Source organism: Eikenella sp. HMSC071B05, assembly GCF_001811325.1.
GTDB lineage: Bacteria > Pseudomonadota > Gammaproteobacteria > Burkholderiales > Neisseriaceae > Eikenella > Eikenella corrodens.
Map to the genome: position 1 here is coordinate 589,325 of NZ_KV804551.1, position 19,453 is coordinate 608,777.

Here is a 19,453-nt window from a genome sequence, read left to right on the forward strand (position 1 = left end):
GGCTACCTGAAAATTTTAGCTTCGCAGCAACTGCGTTGCGTTTTCAGGTAGCCTTTGTTCACCGCTTCATTTCACACATCGTAAGTGCCCACTGCATAAGCTTCGGCTAGGATATGCCCGCGCATGGCGAAGTGCAGGTCGTTGTAGCGGAAACCCTGCGGCAGGTTGAGCTTGGTATCGAGCGCATACACAAACAGTTCGTAGCGGTGGCGGCAGTTGGGCGGAGCCATGCCGCCGTAAGCGGAGGCTTCTTCCAAATCGAGCTGTCCCAGCACACTGGCCCAGCTGTTGGCGCCCTGCACATAATCTTGAGCCGTTTGGCTGTCGTTTTCCGGCACGGAAGTACGGGTGAGGTCGGCAATCAGCCAGTGCACCCACACGAAGCCGCTGGCGGTAATGGCATCTTTGTCTTCCAACACCACGGCGAAAGACTGGGTTTCGGGCGGGGCATCGCTGATTTCAAACGGGATGGAATACGTAGGCATGCCGTTGGGGCTGAATTGGCTGCCGCGTTTGCCGAAGCGGTCGGCGAATGCGCCGTTTTGGATGGCGGAAGTGCTGACTTTCATGATAATTCCTCCGGTTAGGCTCTGGGATAACCGATTATAGCGAACACATGAATTTCTTCAAAATACATAAAGGCTACCTGAAAATCCGTTTTCAGGTAGCCTTAATCGCTGCGGGCAAAAAGTTGGGATTAGTTGCCGGTATCGGCCGCACAAATATCCAGATGCGGATCGATACCGCCATCTGGCGAGGTGATGCCGGCGCAGCCTAAAACAGTGTGGAAGATATTGTCGTGCGATACCGCGCGCCCATCCTTAACAGCTTGCGCCACCCGTTCGGCCAGCACTTTGCCCTCGGGGCTTTGCCGATAGCTTTCGGAAAACCACACCACAAACGGGATGGAGAACTGCTCTTTGGGCGCGATATTAACTGGCTTGCCGTGGAAATAATCGCCGTTTTCACCCAACGATTCGCCGTGGTCGGACACATAAATCAGCAACGCCCGCTTATCGGACAGCGATTTGATGGTTTCCGCCAGCAGTTCGTCCACGCCCAGCACCGTGTTGTCGTAGGCATTGTCTAATTCGGCCTTGCTGCAATGCGATACATCGGGGTTGGTGCAATAGGGAGTGAACACTCGGTGGTGCGGCGGGATGCGGTCAGCATAAGTTTGGTGCGAACCCAAAGTATGCAGCACCAACAGCATTTTGCCGCCGCGATACTGCGCCACCGATTGCCGCATATAAGGCAACAGCGCCGCATCCCAGGCACCGGATTGCTGCTCGGCCACAATTTGGTATTTGCTCACCAACCTGTCGTAGCCCATATAACTGTAGAAACCAGACAGAGTTTGCAGCGAATAGATTTCGCTACGATAGCCCAAGGAGCGGAACACCTCGCCAAACGAGGATTGGCGCGGGGTGCGGTCGGGGCTGCTTTTCAACATGGGCGAAGAAAGGCAGTTGAGCGAATTCACGGTCAGCGTGTCGCAAGATTGGGCATTTTTAAAGCTGTAAAGATTGGGAATGGCGGCAAGCTGCGGATTGGTGTTGCGCGGGTAACCGTTGAGCGAAAAACGGTCGCCACGCGTGCTTTCGCCAATCACAAACACCACCAGCAAATCGTCTTTTTGGTCGAGATAACGGTATTTCTGCGGCATCCGTTCCACTCCGGCATAATTGCGCTTCATATCCCGAACAGATTTACGCGCCCGCTGGCCGTTGTAATACACATCCAAAGGAGAAAAGCGCAGCACATCGCCCATAAAGCGGCTGTCGCGGATGCTGCCTTTGCCGCGGAAGTGGTAGCCCTTATATTGAAACAGGCCGAACACCGCCAACAGCGCTGCCAGCGAAGCTAGGCCGCAGCAGGCCAGGTGCCGGCGCCAGCCCACCTGCCGAATACGCTGCCGCCACAACAGCAGCACCGGCAACAAACCGAACACCAGCACAAAACACACCGACTTTACTGAAATCATTTCTGCCGTCAAATCATTTTCGCTGATGAGCGCGCTGAGCAAAATATCTTCAGTAATCAAGATGCGGTATTGGCTTTTAGCAAACACCGCCACCGAACCCGCCAGCAGGTTCAACGTCCAAAATAATTTGAATGGCCAGCGGTGTACCAACGCCAGCAGCCAACCCAGCGCAAGCAGCACCAATGCTGGCCACACCGCTGCTTGAATTTCCACCATTCCATGATTGGAAAACAGGTTTAATGCAAACAAATACAGTGTAAGCACAATATTGAGCGCAAACAGGGAAACGGGCGAGCGCAGGATCTTCATCATGGTAAGGCTACCTGAAAACAAAACGGCAGATTTTACTACAAAGCCGCACGGCCTTGTCTGCCGACGCATCTATAGCGTCGCACTTCATACTCAGACAGCCTGTGGAAGCGTTGTTTGGAAACCAAAAGGCTACCTGAAACTTTCAGGTAGCCTTTCTTAGTGCCTAACAGGCAGCTGCAAGCCTAATATTTCACCAACACCGCGCCCCAGGCAAAGCCGCCGCCGATACCTTCTAAAAGCAGGGTATGGCCGCGTTGAATGCTGCCTTGGCGCACACCCCAGTCGAGGGCGAGGGGGATGGAGGCGGCGGAGGTGTTGCCGTGATCCTGCACGGTAAGCACCACTTTTTCCATGCCGAGCTTGAGGTGTTTGGCGGTGCTTTCCAGAATGCGGTAGTTAGCCTGGTGCGGCACCAGCCAATCGACTTGATCGGGGGTAAGGCTGGCTTCGGCAATCACGTCTTCGGCCACTTTGGCCAGCGCTTTCACGGCGAATTTGAATACGCCGGGGCCGTCCATCTGTAAAAACGGTGTGCCGCAAACAGCGCCGTTGGCAATCTGGCCGGGGGTTTGCAGCAGGTAGCCGTAGTTGCCGTCGGCCAAAAGTTTGCTGTGCAGGATGCCTGGCTCGTCGGATGCACCGAGCACCACAGCGCCGGCACCGTCGCCGAACAGCACGCAGGTGCGGCGGTCGGTCCAGTCCATGATGCGGCTGAACACATCAGCACCGATGACCAAAGCTTTTTTGGCCATACCGCTTTTAATGTAAGCATTGGCAGTGGTGATGGCATACATAAAGCCGGCACACACGGCCTGCACGTCGAACGCGGGGCAGCCGCTGATACCGAGCTTCTGCTGCACGATGGTGGCAGTGGCAGGGAACTGCATATCGGGCGTGGAAGTGGCCACGACAATCAGATCGATTTCGGCTGCATCCATCCCTGCGGCTTCCAGCGCGTTTTGCGCGGCGGCTACGGCCAAGTCGCTGCATTTTTCGTTGTCGGCGGCGATATGGCGGGTTTTGATGCCGGTACGGGCGGTAATCCACTCGTCTGAAGTGTCTACAATTTTGGCCAGGTCGTGGTTGCTGAGTGTTTTGGCCGGCAGGTAGCTGCCGGTGCCGAGGATTTTGGCGTAGGTCATGAGTGTGTCGCTTTAGGGTTAATCTACTGCTGGGAAACGGCGTATTTTAAAGATTTCCGACGGATTTGTCTCATGATTTATCCAAACTTCATGCGAAATATCACCATTGCATATGCCTTTTTAATATAAAGATACAAAAACAAATTATTTGTTTGCCTGCGGCTTTGCCATTATCATGCGCACCGTATCCAATTCACACTTCACAGGAGCCCCTAATGAGCAATATCGCCAACAACATTGTTGATTTAATCGGCAATACCCCGCTGGTTTACCTCAACCGCCTCACCCAAGGCCTGCCCGGCAAAGTAGCCGCCAAGCTGGAATACTTCAACCCCGGCAGCAGCGTGAAAGACCGCATTGCCATCTCCATGATCCGCGCCGCCGAAGCAGCCGGCCAAATCAAACCCGACACCATTATTGTGGAAGCCACCAGCGGCAACACCGGTATCGGCCTGGCCATGGTTTGCGCCGCCTTGGGCTACAAACTGGTCATCACCATGCCGGAAACCATGAGTAAAGAGCGCAAAATGCTGCTGCGTGCTTACGGTGCCGAGCTCATTCTCACCCCCGGCGCAGAAGGCATGCCCGGTGCCATCGCCCGCGCCCAAGCACTGGTAGACGCTCACCCCGGCCAATACTTTATGCCGCGCCAGTTCGACAACCCCGCCAACCCCGAAATCCACCGCCGCACCACTGCTGAAGAAATTTGGCGCGACACCGACGGCCAAGTTGATATTTTCGTTTCCGGCGTGGGCACCGGTGGTACGCTCACCGGCGTGGGCGAAGTGCTGAAAAAACACAAACCCTCACTGCAGGCCTATGCAGTTGAGCCTGCCGCTTCCCCCGTATTGAGCGGCGGCGAAAAAGGCCCGCACCCGATTCAGGGCTTGGGTGCCGGTTTCGTGCCGCAAACCCTGAACACCGAAATCTACGACGGCGTGATTACCGTAGCCAACCAAGCCGCCTTCGATACCGCCCGCGATGCTGCCGCCAAAGAAGGCCTCTTGGTGGGTATCTCTTCCGGCGCCGCCATCTGGGCTGCCTTGGAGCTGGCGAAAAAACCGGAAAATAAAGACAAACTCATCGTAGTGGTGCTGCCTTCCAACGGCGAACGCTATCTTTCCACCCCGCTGTTTGAAGACCTCGCCTCCTAAGGCAATCCAATGCCAAAAAGCCGCAGCCATGCGGCTTTTTTCGTATTTCAAACTTGCCAGCGTATTGTAAATTTGTTGTGAGAAACCGCCAAAAACTTGCCCCGCCGCTCGATTTTCCCTATAGTTAACCGCATTAATGGAACTGTTACCTTAAGTCAAAACATGAAAAAATATATCCCCATCCTCCTCGTTGCCGGCCTGCTCGGCGGCTGTAACCTGATCTCCTCCCCCAACAACACACGCCAGAACACACAGGTCTCATCTCGCTATACCCTGGCCGCCAGCCACTGGGGCGACGTGGCTAAAATTCGTAATGAAGCCACCCGTTTGGGCTATGAAGTAAACAAAGGCCGCATGACCAAAACCCAGGCCGCGCAGCAGCTCAACCGCTTCCGCATCAACTTGGTTGGCCGCAACAGCGTGGACGACAGCATGTATGAAGTCTACCTGCGCTCTGCCGTACAAAGCCAACAAGGCCGCATCACGCCCGAACAATCTAAAATCTTCGTGCGCAACGCCCTGCAAGGCTGGCAGCAACGTTGGCCCAATATGCAAAACCGCCCGGCTAACCCCGCGTTCACCAACTTCCTGATGGAAGTGATGAACATGCAGCCGCTAAAATAAGCTTGCCAGCATCAGCAAAGGCTACCTGAAAACTTCAGGTAGCCTTTTTCCTATTCCAATTCCGGCTATGCCACCGGTGTTTTCTTCTTCTGATAATACCGCCGATACACGATCCAGCCATACCCCACCAGCACCGGCAGCGCGGCGAAGATCAGCTTAAACGTCCAGCCCGCATACCAAGGTAGGGCTGAAACCGCAACTGCGGCATCCTGCTGCAACAAGCCCACCGGCAGCGATTGCTCGCCGCGGGCATCGAAATACGGCCACCAGCAAGCGGCCAGCAGGCCGAGGAGGCAGGGCCACAGCCAGGCCGCGCGGTTGCGTTGCCACAGCAAAAACGCCGGCAGCAGCACAATCAGCGTGAGCGCCGCCACCAGCAGCGCGGTTTGCCCCTGCGCGCCGAAATAGGATGCCGCAGCATAAGTCAGCACCACAAACAGCGAGCCCAGCACCGCCATAATCACTTCTTCCGGCCTTTTCAATATCGACATGGTGTGTTCTCCGTAACTAAATCAATTTAGGCAAAATATACTGCAAAGCTGGTGCAGCCGCCAGTTTATTGCGGCATGAATACCGTTTTTTCAATCATCACACGGCATTTTCGCTTTATTGAAGCTTGGTTTTCAGGTAGCCGTATCGGCTTAATCAAAGGCTACCTGAAAATTGATGCCGAATCTCTTTCAGGTAGCCTGCCGCCCTATTCTTCCCCTTCTTTGGCCGCCAGATGCCAGCGCACGCCCGCGTCGTCCAGTTTCTTGCACAGGCCGGCGCTGGGCGGCTCGTCGGTGAACAGGGCGTGAAATTCGGTTACGTCGCCTATGCGCACCAAGGCGTTGCGGCCGAATTTGCTGTGGTCCACGGCCAGGTAGCAGTGGCGGGCGTTGGCCATCATGGCCTGCATCACGCTCACTTCTTTGTAGTCGAAATCGAGCAGCGAGCCGTCGGCTTCGATGCCGGAGGCGCCGAGGATGGCGTAATCCACTTTGAATTGGTTGATGAAATCGATGGTGGCTACGCCGGTGATGCCGCCGTCCACCGGCCGCACCACGCCGGAGGTGATGATGACGGTGTAGTCTGGCCGGCCGGACACGATGGAGGCAACGTGGATATTATTGGTGATGATGCAGAGGTTTTTATGGTTTTTCACCAGCGCGAGCGCCACCGCTTCGATGGTGGTGCCGATGCTCATAAACAGGGAAACGTTGTCCGGGATGTGCTCGGCAATCAGGTCGGCAATGTGGGCTTTTTCGCTTTGCAGCTTGTTTTTGCGCGTGTCGTAATCTTCGTTTTGCACGCTGCTGCCGGGCGCGGCGCCGCCGTGGTAGCGGCGCAGGATATTGTGTTCGCACAAAACGTTGATATCGCGGCGGATGGTTTGCGGGGTCACGTTTAGGCTGCGTGCCAGCTCTTCCACCGACATAAAGCCGTGGTCGTGCACAAGCCGGGCGATTTTCTGCCGGCGGGGGGTGCGGTGCGGCATGGTTGTTCTATCTTTGTTGTTGATTGGTTGTGGGAATGGTTTGGCTAAGGTTTTCAGGTAGCCTTTTGGTTCAATCGCGAGGCTACCTGAAAACAATGGCAAGGCAATCTAAATTCAGCTTGGCAAAAGCGGCGCTGCGTTTTCAGGTAGCCTCACTTGATTAGCCTGCCTCAAGCTGCAAAGGTATGCTCCGGCGCAGGATAGGTTTTCTCTTTCACTTCGCGCACATAAGCCGCCACCGCCGCCTGAATGCTATCCTGTCCATGCATGAAGTTTTTCACAAACTTCGCCGTTTGGCCGGGGAACACGCCGAGCATATCGTGCATCACCAGCACTTGCCCGTCGCAGTCCACGCCCGCGCCGATGCCGATGGTGGGGCAGGCCAGCGTTTCGGTAATTTGTTTGCCCAAAGCGGCGGGGACACATTCCATCAGCACCACTGCCGCACCGGCCTTCTCGTGCGCCAGCGCATCGTTCAGCAATGCCTGCGCCGCCACATCGCCCTTGCCCTGCACCTTATAGCCGCCAAACACATGCACCGACTGCGGCGTGAGCCCGATGTGCGCACACACCGGGATGCCGCGCAGCTGCAGAAACTCGGTGGTTTCCGCCATCCAGGCGCCGCCTTCCAGCTTCACCATATGCGCACCTGCCGCCATCAATTCGGCCGCAGCGGTAAAAGCCTGCTCCTTGCTCTGCTGGTAGGCACCAAACGGCAAATCGCTCACGATCAGCGCATTGCTGCTGCCGCGCGCCACCGCAGCCGTGTGGTAGCACATATCGGCCAGGCTCACCGGCAGGGTGGATTTCTGCCCCTGCACCGTCATGCCCAGCGAATCGCCCACCAGCAGCATATCCACCCCCGCCGCATCCATCAGCGCGGCAAAGCTGGCTTCGTAGCAGGTGAGCATGGCGATTTTCTCGCCCTCGCGCTTCATTTTGCGCAAAGTGTTCACAGTAATCACGACATTTCCTTTTCACGATCAGATGGCGCGCAAGGCTACCTGAAAACCTTAGCGCAGGCAAACCCGAAGTGTTTTCAGGTAGCCTTCGGCATGGCTGTTCCCTATAATCACCCTATCCCAATCCACAGGAAAACGCTGATGAAAAAAACCGCCCTCATCCTGCCCGCCCTGCTGGCCGGCCTCAGCCTGGCCCCCGCCCTCGCCGAGCCACTCAACTACAACCTGCTCAAATTCAGCGAAACCGCCAGCCGCACTGTGCCCAACAATTGGATGACCGTGCGCCTGAAAGTTTCCACCACCCACGCCAATCCCGCCCAGGCTGCCGCCGAAACCACGCGCCGCTTAAACATTCTGCAAAGTCGCGCCCGCCGCCTCTCCGGCGCAGAAGTGGAGCTGGAAAGCCGCCACGCCTACCAAAGCTACCGAAACGGTACACGCCCTTGGGAAGACATCGCCGTCTTGCGCGTTTCCGGCAGCGATTTCCAATCCATCGGCAAGCTGATTGCCGAAAGCAGCGGCGAAGCCACCATCAACGATATAGGCTTCTCGCTCAAGCCGGAAAGCCGCCGCCAAATTGAAGAAAGCCTCGCCATCGAAGCCCTGCAAAACTTCCGCAAACGCGCCGATACCCTCAGCCGCAGCATGGGCGGCAGCGGCTACCGCGTGGTGGAAGTGTCGTTGCAGCAAAACGAACAAACCTTGGCCGTTCCCGCGATGGCACGCGCCGCCGCCTATGAAAAAGCAGGCAGCCCCGAGCCTGTGTTTGACAGCCCGGGTAGCAGCACCGTGCAGCAAACCGCCAACGGCACAATCCAGTATTGAATACAGAAAACCCTAGCCAGCGTGTGCCTAACACGATCAGACTACCTGAAAAGCAAACCGCACCGTATTGCCACGGTGCGGTTTGCTCTATCCGGCTCGGTTTCACAACGGCCACTGCAAGCCGCCGTGCTGTTCCACCAGGGTTTTGAATTGTGCCTGAATCCGCGCCAGCGCGGCCTGGTTGTCGCCCTCGAAGCGCAACACCAGCACCGGCGTGGTATTGGAAGCGCGCAGCAGGCCGAAGCCGTCGGCGAATTCGGCGCGCAGGCCATCGATGGTAATCAGCTCTTGCAGGCCGTCGAACCGGGCGGCCTGAGCCAAATCGGCAATCAGTGCGTGGCCATCAGTGCCTTCGGGCAGGGCGATATTCAATTCGGGGGTGGACACGCCCTCCGGCAAGGCTTCCAGCACGGCGCTGGGGTTGGGGCTACCTGAAAGGATTTCCAGCAGGCGCGCACCGGCGTAGAGGCCGTCGTCGAAGCCGAACCAGCGTTCTTTGAAAAACACATGCCCGCTCATTTCGCCCGCCAAAAGCGCGCCGTGCTGCTTGATGGCGGCTTTAATGAAGCTGTGGCCGGTTTTGCTCATCACCGGTTCGCCGCCGTGCTGCTTAATCCACGGCGCCAGCAGGCGGGTAGATTTCACGTCGTAAATCACTTTTGCGCTGGGGTTGCGCCCGAGCACATCTTGCGCAAACAGCATCAGCTGGCGGTCGGGATAGATGATACTGCCGCTGCGGGTAACCACGCCGAGGCGGTCGCCGTCGCCGTCGAAAGCCAGGCCGACTTCGGCCGCTCCGGCCTGCACGGCACGGATAAGGTCTTGCAGATTGGCGGGCTTGGCGGGGTCGGGATGGTGGTTGGGAAAATGGCCGTTCACTTCGCAAAACAGCTCTTCCACTTCGCAACCCAGCGCACGATACAGCCGCCCGGCAAACGCTCCGGCCACGCCGTTACCGGCATCGACGGCGATTTTCAGCGGCCGCTTCAGGCGGATATGGCCAGCGATGTGTTGAATATACTCTTCTGCCACATCCAAACTGCGCACGCTGCCCTGCGGGCTACCTGAAACAAAATCCTGCGCTTGAATGATGCCGCGCAACTCTTGAATGCTGTCCCCGGCCAGGGTATTGCCGCCGAGCATCATTTTGAAGCCATTGTAATCGGGCGGGTTGTGGCTGCCGGTAATCATCACACCGCTGCCGGAGCAATGCTGCACGGCGGCGAAATACAGCATGGGCGTGGCCACCATGCCCACATCGGCCACCTCCAGCCCGCCTGCGGTGAGCCCGCGCATCAGCGCCGCTTGCAATGCCGGGCCGCTGAGCCGTCCGTCGCGCCCCACGGCAATCTGCCGCAGGCCTTGCCGGGCGGCACGTGTAGCGATGGCGCGGCCGATTTGCTCGGCCGCCTCTTCAGTGAGGGTTTGTCCGACGATACCGCGGATGTCGTAGGCTTTGAAAATGCTGGGGGAAATGGGCATGGGAGTTCCTTTTCTTGTTCGGGGGTGGTGGAGGCTACCTGAAAATACGGTGCGCCTGTGGCATGGATATTTTGTGGCTTCCTAAAGTTTCAGGTAGCCTGAAGGTTTCGCTGGGTTTGGCGACACAGCCTATGTACTTGCTAAAAACGGCAATATTTCGGGGTATTCGCTGCAAAATTCTTCAGACTTTAAAAATGCCAACATGGTTTTATCCGTGCATTTCCGTGCAGCGGAAACCATTTCCTTTATTGCAGCTTCGTTACATGAATTGACGGCTCTGCCCAACAGCAGCAGTCCCCATTCTTGCTCTTCGGTATTGTTGAGAAACTCTTGAAACATATTACCCAAAGTTTCAAAGAAAACAGCTTGTGCCACACCGTCCAACACGGTCAACACGCTTTCTTGGATACCGTAATCGTCTTGGTTGGAAAAGGTTTGCAGCAGGGCCTCTATATATTGCCCTTCGGAGGCGTCGGCCGGCTTTTGGGCGATGAGGGCGGTGAATGCTTTGGCATCACCGCCGTTTTCGTATCTTTCTAAAGAAAAAAGGGTTTGTTTCCAGTGTTTGAAATTCATGGCTGTCTATCTGTGCGGACGAGCAATTTGGGTAAGTCCGGGCGGCGCGGGTTGGCGTGCGCCATATCCTTACCGCATCCCTTCAGGTAGCCCGAAAGTTTTATTGGGCTCTGCAATCCGGTTGCGCATTCCGAGCCTTTTTAAATTTCAGGTAGCCTTTAAGGCCAAGGCGGATAAAGGCTACCTGAAACCTTTTTCCCGAAGCCTTACTGCGGCTTGCTGCTGAGCTGTTGCGCTTTCTCAATCAGCTGCACAAACTGGCGGCGCAGGCCGTGGTGGTCGGGAGATTGGGCGCTACGGGCCAGCTCGAGGGTTTGCGGCCAGCCGAAGTTGCCGCTGTATTTGCCGCCGCGAAGGAGTTCGCCGAAGGCGGCTGCGGCCACGGCCTGGCGGGTGGCGTTGCTGCCTTGGGCAAGCGGTTTGCTGCCCACGGCCACCGGGCGGTTGATGAGGATGCTGTTGCTTTGGCCGGGCAGTTTGTAGCGCAGATTGATGAAGGCGTATTCGCTGCCGGCTTTATCGTTGGCGGCGGGCGCGGCCTGGTAGCGGCTTTCCGGCAGCCAGCCGGTTTGCCCGGCGGGGATGATTTCATACAGCGCGGTAACATTGTGGCCGGCGCCGATGTCGCCTGCGTCCACTTGGTCGTTGTTGAAGTCTTCGCGGGCAAGCATGCGGTTTTCATAACCGATCAGGCGGTATTCCTTCACGGTGGCGGGGTTGAATTCCACTTGGATTTTCACATCTTGCGCCACGGTAGCGAGCGTGGAGGAGAGCTGACGGTGTAGCACTTTCTGCGCTTCTTCGGGGCTGTCGATGTAGCTATAGTTGCCGTCGCCGGCATCGGCCAGCTGCTCCATCAGCCGTTCGTTGTAGTTGCCACTGCCGAAGCCGAGCGTGGTGAGCGAAATGCCGCTTTTGCGTTTTTCGGCCACCATGCTGCGCAAGGTGTTGAAATCAGTGATGCCCACGTTGAAATCGCCGTCGGTGGCGAGCAGGATGCGGTTGATGCCATTGCGGATATAGGCGCGCTGGGCGGCCTGGTAGGCCTGCTGGATGGCGTTTTCGCCGGCTGTGGAGCCGCCTGCCTTCAGGCTGTCGAGCGCGGCGAGGATTTTCTGCCGCTGGTTGCCGGGGGTGGGCGGCAGCACGACTTTGTTGCCGTCGGCATAAGTAACGAGGGTGATGCGGTCTTGGGCGCGGGTTTGGTGCGCGAGGGTGCAGAGGGTGTATTTCACCATCGGCAGCTTGTCGCGGCTATACATGGAGCCGGACACATCCACCAGAAACACAAGATTGGCCGGCGGCAGCGCGGCTTGGCTCACTTCTTTGGCCTGAATGCCGATGCGGATCAGCTTGGCACCGCTGCGGAAGGGGGAATCCACGGTTTCGGTGTGCACGGCGAATGGTTTACCATCGGTAGGCTTGGCGTAGCCGTAGTCGAAATAATTGATGATTTCTTCAATACGCACGGCATCGGCGGGCGGCAGGCGGCCGGTTTGGGTGAGGAAGCGGCGGATGTTGGCGTAGCTGCCGGTGTCCACGTCGATGCTAAAGGTGGAAACGGGCTGCTCGGCCACGGCGTGCACGGGGTTGGGCTCATAATGGCCGTAGCGCTCGGTGTTTTGGCGCGGCAAAGCCATTTGGCGAGTAGCCATGGAGCCAACAGCAGCCTCAGCCATTGGTGCGGCATTGGCCGACAAATCTGCGGGGGCAGCACTCTTCACCGCCGCCTGCGGCATGGCGCGTAAGCTGAAGCGGGCATTTCGGGATTCATAATCATAATAATCCGGCTGTTCGTCCAAATAACGCGAACAGGCCTGATGAACGCGCTGGGCATTGTCTGCCAGCGCAGGCAGGGCGGATACAGACAATAAGGCCAGCAAAACGGTGCGGGCAAACGGCGGTTTGTGCATGGCAAACTCCTTGGTAAGCAGACAGGGAAAATAGCTGCCATTATATAGCCGCCCACGCCGCCTGCAAACCAAACGCCGCGCCCTGCCGCCGCGCTATTTTCAGGTAGCCTCCAAGCCGTTTGGGGCCAGCATTCGGGCACGGATTTTGGTATCATTCCCCTATTGGCAACAGGCTACCTGAAACCGGCCGGCCTAAACCTAACTGAGGAGAAAATCATGTCTTTCAGAGAAATGAAACACGCAAACCAACAGCTATCCAACGAAGAAGCCATCGCCATTTTGCAGCGTGGCAAATCCGGCGTGCTCGCGCTGCACGGCGATAACGGCTATCCCTACGCCGTGCCGATCAGCTACGTTTACCACGAAGGCAAAATCATCCTGCACGGCGCGCCCGCAGGCCATAAACACGAGCTGCTCGCGCGCGACAACCACGTTTCCTTCTGCGTGGTCGATCTCAACGACATCGTGCCGCAGGAATTTACCACCTATTTCCGCAGCGCCATCGTGTTCGGCACAGTGCGCACCGTCACCGACCCCGCCGAAAAACAGGCCGCGCTCGAAGCCGTGGGGCACAAATACTCCCCCAACCAAAACGGCCTCCTGCCCTATATCGGCAAACATTTTGATTATGTGAAAGTGATGGTTTTGGAAATCGACCACCTCACTGCCAAAGAATCCATCGAGCTCATCCGAGCCAAAACCACCCATTCATAACCAAGGAAAACCATGTCAAACCAAGCCCCCTTCCCCGCCCTTGCCCCCGGCCTGTTTGTTTCGCCGCAAATCAGCCGCCAAGACATCCTCGCCGCCGCCGCTGCCGGCGTGCAAACCATCATCTGCAACCGACCAGACGGCGAAGAGCCCGGCCAGCCCAGCTTCGAGCAAATCCGCCACTGGGCGGCCGAAGCCGGTATCCGGCACGTTATCCACCAGCCCATGCTCATGCCGCAAATCGATGCCGCCGCCGCCGCACAGTTTGCCAAACACCTGGCCGAGCACCCCGCGCCCGCCCTCGCCTACTGCCGCAGCGGCACCCGCAGCAGTTTCTTGTGGGCCATGGGGCAGGCCGCCCAAGGCGCAGACCCGCGCCAGCTGGTGCAAACCGCCGCCGCCGCCGGCATCGACCTTACTGCCGCCCTGCCGCGTTTGCAGGAAGCACAAGCATAGGCTGGATTGGCCTGCGCAATCTTAACTTCGGTGCAGCCAAACCTTTCAGGTAGCCTCATCTACCATCCAGAGGCTACCTGAAACGAGTAAATCAGCGTTTCTGCAAAGCTAAAGCCTCAGCTTCAACGAAGTTAAAACCCGGCAAGATGCAATAAAACTTTGGGTAGACCGTTTTCAGGTAGCCTCATCCGGCAGGCTAAAGGCTACCTGAAACGATGTTTAGGAGCCCAAGCTGTGTTTCAGCAAAGCTCAAGCCCTAACCACACAAGAAAGGAGCCGCTCATGCACTATTGGTATTGGTTTATCGCCGCAGCCGCCCTGTTCGTTCTCGAAATGTTCAGCGGCACGTTCTACCTGCTGGTGGCCAGCATCGCCCTGCTCGGTGCAGGCGTAGCCGCCTGGCTTGGCGCGGGCAGCGGCGTATCGCTGCTGGTGGCCGTGCTGCTTTCCGCGGCCGGCATTGCCGCCGTATACCGCATCCGGCGCAACCGCCGCGCCCACACCACCGATGCCGAAGGCGATTTAGACATCGGCAACACCGTGCTGCTGCACCAGCCCCAATCCGGCAGCCTGTGGCTCGTGCAGTATCGCGGCACCTATTGGCAGGCAGAAGCCCCCTTCCCCGCCCATGCCGGCCAAGCCGCACGCATCGCCGGAAAATCCGGTAACATCTTGATTTTGCAACCTCTGGAGGAAAACTGATGGATATCATTACCCTGGCAATCCTATTTGCCGTTATCGTTGTATTCGGCTTTAAAGCCTTCACCGTCGTGCCGCAGCAGGAAGCCTATGTGGTAGAGAGGCTCGGCCGCTTCCACGCCGTGCTCAACCCCGGCCTCAACTTCCTCATCCCCTTCCTCGACCGCGTGGCCTACAAGCACCTGCTCAAAGAAATCCCGCTGGATGTGCCCAGCCAGGTGTGTATCACCCGCGACAACACCCAGCTCACCGTAGACGGCATCATCTACTTCCAAGTAACCGACGCCAAACTGGCCTCCTACGGCTCCAGCAACTACATCACCGCCATCACCCAGCTCGCCCAAACCACCCTGCGTTCCGTTATCGGCCGCATGGAGCTGGATAAAACCTTCGAAGAGCGCGACGACATCAACCGCACCGTGGTCGCCTCGCTCGATGAAGCCGCCGTATCCTGGGGCGTGAAAGTATTGCGCTACGAAATCAAAGACCTCGTGCCGCCGCAGGAAATCCTGCGCGCCATGCAGGCGCAAATCACCGCCGAACGCGAAAAACGCGCCCGCATCGCCCAATCCGAAGGCCTGAAAATCGAGCAAATCAACCTTGCTTCGGGCGAGCGCGAAGCCGAAATCAAAAAGTCCGAGGGTGAGGCCCAAGCCGCCGTCAACGCCTCGCAAGGCGAAAAAGTGGCCCGCATCAACCGCGCCCAAGGCGAAGCCGAAGCCCTGAAACTGGTGGCGCAAGCCAGTGCCGACGCCATCCGCCTGGTGGCTGACGCCATCAACCAGCCCGGCGGCAACGAAGCCGTTAATTTGAAAGTGGCCGAGCAATACGTGGATGCCTTCGCCAAACTGGCCAAAGAAGGCAACACTCTGATTATGCCCGCCAACGTGGCCGACATCGGCGGCCTCGTCTCCGCCGGCATGAGCATCATCAAAGGCCAACAAGGCAAAACGCCTGCGGCTTGATTGCGATTGGTAGGGAATGTGCAAAGGCTACCTGAAACCATTTCAGGTAGCCTTTGCACATTCCCTACCATTTCGGCTCAACCACAGCTGAGAGCGGTAGATGGTCGGAGAGTTGTTGCCATGGTAAACCTTGATGGCTTACCGCGTTTAATACGGTGAGATGGCGGGTGTAGATGCGGTCTAGGCTGAGTATCGGCATTCTTGCAGGGAAGGTTTTCGGCCGTCCGGCAGAAAGATGGGCGAAAGCTTCGTCTAAGCCAAGCAGTTGGCCGAAGCGGCTGCATGAGCGTTGCCGCCAGTCGTTGAAGTCGCCGGCAAGAATCAGCGGGACATCGGATGGAATTTGGTGTTCGATATAGTCAGCAATGGTGCGGTATTGCCGTTTGCGGTCGGCTTCACGCAGATTGAGGTGTACGCAGAGGCAGATAAGCGGCCTATCCCAGCCGGGTGGCTGAATTTCGCAATGCAGCACGCCACGTTGTTCGAGCCGGTTTACCGATACGTTTAGATTAGTGCGCATCTGCAGCGGCAGGCGGCTGAGGATGGCGTTGCCGTGGTGGCGGCCGGCATAGGTGGCATTTTGGCCATAACTGCAGGCAAAAGCGAGCTGCCGGCCAATCACTTCACCGTGCGGTTCGGCAGGAAATTCGGGCACATTCTGCTGCCGTTTGTGGTGCACGCCCTGCACTTCCTGCAAAAACAGGATATCGGTATCGAGATGTTGCAGGGCATCGACCATTTGCGGCAGTTGTAGCCGCCGATTTAACGGCGACATGCCTTTGTGGATATTGTAGGTGGTGATGGAAACGGCGCGGCTCATGGTGTGGCGTGGCAAAAAAAATTTAATGCTGTTTTTCAGGTAGCATCTTATGTGCCAACCTGCAATACTCTGCTAAATATGGCCTGTCTATGCCATTTTCCAACTGCTTCAGTCAAAACTTTTCATTTCTGCTGTATGCAGCCTGCTTGGCATCCGCTTCCTGCCATCCCTCCCTATTCCGGGCAAAACAAAAGGCTGCCTTTCGGCAGCCTCGGGGAAACACGGCAGCAAATTAGCGTTTGAACATATTGCCGTATTTCTGATTGAATTTGTCCACACGGCCGGCGCTATCCACGATCTTCTGTTTACCAGTGTAGAACGGGTGGCACTCAGAGCAAACTTCGATGTTGAATTCGGTTTTGCTCATGGCAGATTTAGTGGTGAATTTGTTACCGCAAGAGCAGGTAACATTGACTTCGTGGTAGTCAGGATGAATTTCAGGTTTCATGGTTTTTCCTTTAAAAAGCGGGTATAGGGAATTTGCCTATACTACAGACAAGCGGCGGATTGTACTTAAAAACGTCCATTAAGGCAATAGGCTGCGCGCATATTAGGCTACCTGGAAACTTATTTTTCGGCTATTTAGGCTGCGAACGCAACTGCTGCAAATGTGTCCGCACTTGGCGCACGTTCTCTTCGGTAAACAAATCCTCGATATTGCGCCAGATGCTGTGGAAGCCGTAGGGGCCGTGGCGCATTTCGTTTTTGGCTTGCTCCACCGTCCAGCCCTGGTAGATGATGCGGTACATGCCGGCAATCAGGCCGGTGCGGTCGGCGCCGTGGTAGCAATGGATCAACACCGGCCCTTCAGCCTGCTGCTGTTCAATCAAATATAGCGTTTCGGCCACCTGTTTCGGCGTAATCCGCCAAGTGAGCAACGGTCGGTTGAACAGCGAGATACCCCGGTCGGCCAATACTTTGCGGTCGCCGCTACGATTGAAGTAGCGTAGATTCACGACGCTTTTCACATTCAAAGATTGCAACAGCGCCACATCTTCTGCCACCGGCTGCTCGCTGCGGTAGAGTTTGTCGTCCACCCGATACAGATTAGCCGCCTTGCTCACCTGCTCCGCCCAAGCCGGCTGCCCGGCCGGCGGCGTTTGCACCTGTGCCTGCGGCTGCGCACAGGCACTCAGCATAAGTGCCAGCAACAGTCCGCCCAAACAGGTTTTATTCATTTTTGTTCCCATTGCGTAATCTCTTTATTTAATTCTGTAACACGCTATTCAAATGAAACTTTCAGGTAGCCTTCTTCGCAATCGCAGGCTACCTGAAAAACAATAACGGCACGCATTGTAAATAAGCATGCCCGTTCCGACAACCGCCGCCACACTTGGAGGCTTTGTCTAAAAAATGTACAATTCCCAATTTACAGCAGTTCAGCTTTATGCAAATCGGCCCCTACACTGTTTCCCCCGCCGTGGCGCTCGCACCGATGGCCGGCATCACCGATAAACCGTTCCGTATGCTGGCACGGCAATTCGGCGCTGGCTGGACAGTGGGCGAAATGATCAGCAGCAACCCCGATCTGCAAAACACGCGCAAAACCCTCAACCGCATCGACCGCAGCGGCGAAAGCGGGGTGATTGCCGTGCAGATTGCCGGCAGCAACCCGGCTCAAATGGCCGAAGCTGCCCGCTACAACGTGGCACAGGGCGCGCAGCTCATCGACATCAATATGGGCTGCCCGGCCAAGAAAGTATGCCAGGTGCAGGCCGGTAGTGCCCTGCTGCAAAACGAGCCCTTGGTGGCCGAAATTTTAAATGCCGTGGTGCGTGCAGTGGATGTGCCGGTTACCCTCAAAACAAGGCTGGGCTGGCACGACGAGCACAAAAATATCCTCACCATTGCCCGTATGGCTGAAGACGCCGGCATTGCCGCCATCGCCATCCACGGCCGCACCCGTACCCAAATGTATCGCGGCCAGGCCGAATACGGCCTGATTGCCGAAGCCAAACGCCGCCTGAGCATTCCCGTGTGGGTAAACGGCGATATCGACAGCCCGCAGAAAGCCGCGCGCGTATTGGCCGAAACCGGTGCCGACGGCGTGATGATCGGCCGCGCCGCCCAAGGCCGGCCTTGGCTGTTTCACGATGTGGCGCACTACCTCGCGCACGGCAGCCTGCCGCCGCCGCTGCCTTTTCAGGTAGCCTCCGAAGCCCTGCTCGGCCATATCCGTGCCATGTACAGTTTCTACGGCGAAGTAGCCGGCATGCGCATTGCCCGCAAACACATCGGCTGGTATCTGGCCGACCTGCCGGAAGGCGAGGTCGAACGCCGTCGCCTCAACGCGCTGGAGAGTGCCGAAGCGCAATACAACGGGCTGGCCGCCTTTTTGGCCGCACAGTCCGAACAACACGGATACTGGCCCTGCCCCTGGCGGCAGGCCTGAAACATCGCAAACCGCACGAAGGGAAGCTGGCAATACCCGCTGCCGCACCATGTGCCGGTTTGCCACCCTCATTTTTACACCACAATAATAAAAGGAGAGCAAAATGCTCCGTCAGAACAGCCATATCACTACTTGCATCGAAAACAGCCTGCAGCAATACTTTACCGATCTCGACGGCCAACCGGCACACGACGTGTATCAAATGGTGTTGCAGCAAGTAGAACTGCCACTTTTGCGCTGCGTGATGGCGCATTGCGAAGGCAACCAATCCAAAGCCGCCCAAGTGCTCGGCCTAAACCGCAATACCCTGCGCAAAAAGCTCAGCGCCTACGGCTTGATTTAGCCGCCGCGCCATGACCAATATTTTTCAGGTAGCCTCTTACTCCAAACCACAAGGAACACTAAATGACTCAAATCGGCATCATCATGGGCAGCAACAGCGATTGGGCCGTGATGCAGCACGCCGCCGCCGTGCTCAAACAATTCGGCATCGCCTACGAAACCCGCGTGGTTTCTGCCCACCGCACGCCCGACTTGATGTTTGAATACGCCGAAACCGCCCGCGAGCGCGGCCTGCAGGCCATTATTGCCGGCGCCGGCGGTGCCGCCCACCTGCCCGGCATGGTGGCCGCCAAAACCACCCTGCCCGTGCTCGGCGTGCCCGTACCCAGCAAATATTTGCGCGGCGAAGACTCCCTGCTCTCTATCGTGCAGATGCCCAAAGGTATTCCCGTGGCCACCTTCGCCATCGGCGAAGCCGGTGCTGCCAATGCCGCCCTCTTTGCCGCCGCCCTGCTTGCCAACCACGATGCCGCCATCGCGCAAAAACTCGCCGATTTCCGTGAAACCCAGTGCCAAACCGTGCTGGCCATGGAACTGCCTGAAGCCGAATAACTAAAACCCTGATTGCCTAGCCCGTTTAGCCGTGTACTGACTGTGCTTATGCAACTCGCTGC

22 protein-coding genes are annotated in these 19,453 nt (G+C 57.2%); 10 read left to right on the forward strand and 12 right to left on the reverse strand.

Going from position 1 to position 19,453, the window contains the following annotated elements:
• Nucleotides 1–71: 71 nt before the first annotated feature.
• The 3 genes from HMPREF2796_RS08930 to HMPREF2796_RS08940 form a co-directional block, all read right to left on the reverse strand.
• Nucleotides 72–569, reverse strand: coding sequence for a YbhB/YbcL family Raf kinase inhibitor-like protein (locus HMPREF2796_RS08930; RefSeq protein ID WP_003822962.1), 498 nt, complete (start codon nucleotides 567–569; stop codon nucleotides 72–74).
• A gap of 128 nt (nucleotides 570–697) precedes the next feature.
• On the reverse strand, nucleotides 698–2,296 hold the full coding sequence (locus HMPREF2796_RS08935; RefSeq protein ID WP_070633001.1) for a phosphoethanolamine transferase: 1,599 nt from the start codon (nucleotides 2,294–2,296) through the stop codon (nucleotides 698–700).
• Between the two features lie 182 nt (nucleotides 2,297–2,478).
• Nucleotides 2,479–3,438, reverse strand: coding sequence for a beta-ketoacyl-ACP synthase III (locus HMPREF2796_RS08940; protein WP_070633003.1), 960 nt, complete (start codon nucleotides 3,436–3,438; stop codon nucleotides 2,479–2,481).
• Between the two features lie 215 nt (nucleotides 3,439–3,653).
• On the opposite strand from HMPREF2796_RS08940, the gene cysK reads away from it, so the two are divergent.
• Nucleotides 3,654–4,592 carry a cysteine synthase A gene (gene cysK / locus HMPREF2796_RS08945; RefSeq protein ID WP_023886689.1) on the forward strand — a complete coding sequence of 313 codons (939 nt, stop codon included), beginning with the start codon at nucleotides 3,654–3,656 and terminating at the stop codon, nucleotides 4,590–4,592.
• A 162-nt stretch (nucleotides 4,593–4,754) separates the two neighbouring features.
• Nucleotides 4,755–5,216, forward strand: a complete 462-nt coding sequence (locus HMPREF2796_RS08950) for a prokaryotic membrane lipolipid attachment site family protein (RefSeq protein ID WP_070633005.1) — start codon at nucleotides 4,755–4,757, stop codon at nucleotides 5,214–5,216.
• A 65-nt stretch (nucleotides 5,217–5,281) separates the two neighbouring features.
• Here the strand turns inward: HMPREF2796_RS08950 and HMPREF2796_RS08955 are convergent, their stop codons facing one another.
• The 3 genes from HMPREF2796_RS08955 to panB all read right to left on the reverse strand — a co-directional run bounded on the left by HMPREF2796_RS08955 (nucleotide 5,282) and on the right by panB (nucleotide 7,661).
• On the reverse strand, nucleotides 5,282–5,707 hold the full coding sequence (locus tag HMPREF2796_RS08955) for a hypothetical protein (RefSeq protein WP_083308690.1): 426 nt from the start codon (nucleotides 5,705–5,707) through the stop codon (nucleotides 5,282–5,284).
• A gap of 206 nt (nucleotides 5,708–5,913) precedes the next feature.
• Nucleotides 5,914–6,696 (reverse strand): DeoR/GlpR family DNA-binding transcription regulator, encoded by a 783-nt coding sequence (locus tag HMPREF2796_RS08960; protein WP_064087876.1) that lies wholly within the window; start codon nucleotides 6,694–6,696, stop codon nucleotides 5,914–5,916.
• Between the two features lie 170 nt (nucleotides 6,697–6,866).
• Nucleotides 6,867–7,661, reverse strand: a complete 795-nt coding sequence (panB, locus tag HMPREF2796_RS08965; protein ID WP_070633009.1) for a 3-methyl-2-oxobutanoate hydroxymethyltransferase — start codon at nucleotides 7,659–7,661, stop codon at nucleotides 6,867–6,869.
• Nucleotides 7,662–7,799: 138 nt separating this feature from the next.
• Between panB and HMPREF2796_RS08970 the strand changes: the two genes are divergently transcribed.
• Entirely contained in the window at nucleotides 7,800–8,483 is a 684-nt protein-coding gene (locus HMPREF2796_RS08970) for an SIMPL domain-containing protein (protein ID WP_070633013.1), read from the forward strand.
• Between the two features lie 102 nt (nucleotides 8,484–8,585).
• On the opposite strand, the gene HMPREF2796_RS08975 is transcribed toward HMPREF2796_RS08970, so the two are convergent.
• From HMPREF2796_RS08975 to HMPREF2796_RS08985, 3 genes are all read right to left on the reverse strand, one after another.
• Nucleotides 8,586–9,965 (reverse strand): phosphomannomutase/phosphoglucomutase, encoded by a 1,380-nt coding sequence (locus tag HMPREF2796_RS08975; RefSeq protein WP_070633015.1) that lies wholly within the window; start codon nucleotides 9,963–9,965, stop codon nucleotides 8,586–8,588.
• 129 nt (nucleotides 9,966–10,094) lie between these two features.
• Nucleotides 10,095–10,541, reverse strand: coding sequence for a hypothetical protein (locus tag HMPREF2796_RS08980; RefSeq protein ID WP_070633017.1), 447 nt, complete (start codon nucleotides 10,539–10,541; stop codon nucleotides 10,095–10,097).
• 206 nt (nucleotides 10,542–10,747) lie between these two features.
• Nucleotides 10,748–12,454 carry a vWA domain-containing protein gene (locus tag HMPREF2796_RS08985; RefSeq protein ID WP_246826848.1) on the reverse strand — a complete coding sequence of 569 codons (1,707 nt, stop codon included), beginning with the start codon at nucleotides 12,452–12,454 and terminating at the stop codon, nucleotides 10,748–10,750.
• Between the two features lie 216 nt (nucleotides 12,455–12,670).
• Between HMPREF2796_RS08985 and HMPREF2796_RS08990 the strand changes: the two genes are divergently transcribed.
• The 4 genes from HMPREF2796_RS08990 to HMPREF2796_RS09005 all read left to right on the forward strand — a co-directional run bounded on the left by HMPREF2796_RS08990 (nucleotide 12,671) and on the right by HMPREF2796_RS09005 (nucleotide 15,285).
• On the forward strand, nucleotides 12,671–13,168 hold the full coding sequence (locus tag HMPREF2796_RS08990; protein ID WP_070633019.1) for a pyridoxamine 5'-phosphate oxidase family protein: 498 nt from the start codon (nucleotides 12,671–12,673) through the stop codon (nucleotides 13,166–13,168).
• A gap of 12 nt (nucleotides 13,169–13,180) precedes the next feature.
• A complete protein-coding gene (locus tag HMPREF2796_RS08995) occupies nucleotides 13,181–13,621 on the forward strand; it encodes a protein tyrosine phosphatase family protein (RefSeq protein WP_064106143.1) in 441 nt (146 codons plus the stop codon).
• A gap of 282 nt (nucleotides 13,622–13,903) precedes the next feature.
• The gene (locus tag HMPREF2796_RS09000; RefSeq protein WP_070633021.1) at nucleotides 13,904–14,323 is read left to right on the forward strand and encodes an NfeD family protein; all 420 of its coding nucleotides are present in this window, start codon (nucleotides 13,904–13,906) and stop codon (nucleotides 14,321–14,323) included.
• A complete protein-coding gene (locus HMPREF2796_RS09005; RefSeq protein WP_070633023.1) occupies nucleotides 14,323–15,285 on the forward strand; it encodes an SPFH domain-containing protein in 963 nt (320 codons plus the stop codon). The genes HMPREF2796_RS09000 and HMPREF2796_RS09005 overlap by 1 nt, the downstream gene beginning before the upstream one ends.
• A gap of 64 nt (nucleotides 15,286–15,349) precedes the next feature.
• On the opposite strand, the gene HMPREF2796_RS09010 is transcribed toward HMPREF2796_RS09005, so the two are convergent.
• The 3 genes from HMPREF2796_RS09010 to HMPREF2796_RS09020 form a co-directional block, all read right to left on the reverse strand.
• Nucleotides 15,350–16,105 carry an endonuclease/exonuclease/phosphatase family protein gene (locus HMPREF2796_RS09010; protein WP_070633025.1) on the reverse strand — a complete coding sequence of 252 codons (756 nt, stop codon included), beginning with the start codon at nucleotides 16,103–16,105 and terminating at the stop codon, nucleotides 15,350–15,352.
• Nucleotides 16,106–16,337: 232 nt separating this feature from the next.
• The gene (gene rpmE / locus HMPREF2796_RS09015; protein WP_064090120.1) at nucleotides 16,338–16,553 is read right to left on the reverse strand and encodes a 50S ribosomal protein L31; all 216 of its coding nucleotides are present in this window, start codon (nucleotides 16,551–16,553) and stop codon (nucleotides 16,338–16,340) included.
• 130 nt (nucleotides 16,554–16,683) lie between these two features.
• Nucleotides 16,684–17,283: a dual specificity protein phosphatase family protein gene (locus HMPREF2796_RS09020; protein WP_231103843.1), complete on the reverse strand. Its 600-nt coding sequence runs from the start codon at nucleotides 17,281–17,283 to the stop codon at nucleotides 16,684–16,686.
• Nucleotides 17,284–17,492: 209 nt separating this feature from the next.
• Here HMPREF2796_RS09020 and dusB point away from each other — a divergent pair, with 209 nt between their 5' ends.
• The 3 genes from dusB (at nucleotide 17,493) to purE (ending at nucleotide 19,391) form a co-directional block, all read left to right on the forward strand.
• The gene (dusB, locus tag HMPREF2796_RS09025; protein WP_070633027.1) at nucleotides 17,493–18,497 is read left to right on the forward strand and encodes a tRNA dihydrouridine synthase DusB; all 1,005 of its coding nucleotides are present in this window, start codon (nucleotides 17,493–17,495) and stop codon (nucleotides 18,495–18,497) included.
• 103 nt (nucleotides 18,498–18,600) lie between these two features.
• Nucleotides 18,601–18,840, forward strand: a complete 240-nt coding sequence (gene fis / locus HMPREF2796_RS09030) for a DNA-binding transcriptional regulator Fis (protein ID WP_049258047.1) — start codon at nucleotides 18,601–18,603, stop codon at nucleotides 18,838–18,840.
• Between the two features lie 62 nt (nucleotides 18,841–18,902).
• Nucleotides 18,903–19,391 (forward strand): 5-(carboxyamino)imidazole ribonucleotide mutase, encoded by a 489-nt coding sequence (purE, locus tag HMPREF2796_RS09035; protein WP_070633030.1) that lies wholly within the window; start codon nucleotides 18,903–18,905, stop codon nucleotides 19,389–19,391.
• Nucleotides 19,392–19,453 lie beyond the last annotated feature (62 nt).

What these genes read in the sequence shown, in the direction of transcription:
- HMPREF2796_RS08930 (WP_003822962.1), bottom strand. Translation starts at nt 569, where the DNA reads ATGAAAGTCAGCACTTCCGCCATCCAAAACGGCGCATTCGCCGACCGC.
- HMPREF2796_RS08935 (WP_070633001.1), bottom strand. Translation starts at nt 2,296, where the DNA reads ATGATGAAGATCCTGCGCTCGCCCGTTTCCCTGTTTGCGCTCAATATT.
- HMPREF2796_RS08940 (WP_070633003.1), bottom strand. Translation starts at nt 3,438, where the DNA reads ATGACCTACGCCAAAATCCTCGGCACCGGCAGCTACCTGCCGGCCAAA.
- cysK (WP_023886689.1), top strand. Translation starts at nt 3,654, where the DNA reads ATGAGCAATATCGCCAACAACATTGTTGATTTAATCGGCAATACCCCG.
- HMPREF2796_RS08950 (WP_070633005.1), top strand. Translation starts at nt 4,755, where the DNA reads ATGAAAAAATATATCCCCATCCTCCTCGTTGCCGGCCTGCTCGGCGGC.
- HMPREF2796_RS08955 (WP_083308690.1), bottom strand. Translation starts at nt 5,707, where the DNA reads ATGTCGATATTGAAAAGGCCGGAAGAAGTGATTATGGCGGTGCTGGGC.
- HMPREF2796_RS08960 (WP_064087876.1), bottom strand. Translation starts at nt 6,696, where the DNA reads ATGCCGCACCGCACCCCCCGCCGGCAGAAAATCGCCCGGCTTGTGCAC.
- HMPREF2796_RS08970 (WP_070633013.1), top strand. Translation starts at nt 7,800, where the DNA reads ATGAAAAAAACCGCCCTCATCCTGCCCGCCCTGCTGGCCGGCCTCAGC.
- HMPREF2796_RS08975 (WP_070633015.1), bottom strand. Translation starts at nt 9,965, where the DNA reads ATGCCCATTTCCCCCAGCATTTTCAAAGCCTACGACATCCGCGGTATC.
- HMPREF2796_RS08980 (WP_070633017.1), bottom strand. Translation starts at nt 10,541, where the DNA reads ATGAATTTCAAACACTGGAAACAAACCCTTTTTTCTTTAGAAAGATAC.
- HMPREF2796_RS08985 (WP_246826848.1), bottom strand. Translation starts at nt 12,454, where the DNA reads ATGCACAAACCGCCGTTTGCCCGCACCGTTTTGCTGGCCTTATTGTCT.
- HMPREF2796_RS08990 (WP_070633019.1), top strand. Translation starts at nt 12,671, where the DNA reads ATGTCTTTCAGAGAAATGAAACACGCAAACCAACAGCTATCCAACGAA.
- HMPREF2796_RS08995 (WP_064106143.1), top strand. Translation starts at nt 13,181, where the DNA reads ATGTCAAACCAAGCCCCCTTCCCCGCCCTTGCCCCCGGCCTGTTTGTT.
- HMPREF2796_RS09000 (WP_070633021.1), top strand. Translation starts at nt 13,904, where the DNA reads ATGCACTATTGGTATTGGTTTATCGCCGCAGCCGCCCTGTTCGTTCTC.
- HMPREF2796_RS09005 (WP_070633023.1), top strand. Translation starts at nt 14,323, where the DNA reads ATGGATATCATTACCCTGGCAATCCTATTTGCCGTTATCGTTGTATTC.
- HMPREF2796_RS09010 (WP_070633025.1), bottom strand. Translation starts at nt 16,105, where the DNA reads ATGAGCCGCGCCGTTTCCATCACCACCTACAATATCCACAAAGGCATG.
- rpmE (WP_064090120.1), bottom strand. Translation starts at nt 16,553, where the DNA reads ATGAAACCTGAAATTCATCCTGACTACCACGAAGTCAATGTTACCTGC.
- HMPREF2796_RS09020 (WP_231103843.1), bottom strand. Translation starts at nt 17,283, where the DNA reads ATGAATAAAACCTGTTTGGGCGGACTGTTGCTGGCACTTATGCTGAGT.
- dusB (WP_070633027.1), top strand. Translation starts at nt 17,493, where the DNA reads ATGCAAATCGGCCCCTACACTGTTTCCCCCGCCGTGGCGCTCGCACCG.
- fis (WP_049258047.1), top strand. Translation starts at nt 18,601, where the DNA reads ATGCTCCGTCAGAACAGCCATATCACTACTTGCATCGAAAACAGCCTG.
- purE (WP_070633030.1), top strand. Translation starts at nt 18,903, where the DNA reads ATGACTCAAATCGGCATCATCATGGGCAGCAACAGCGATTGGGCCGTG.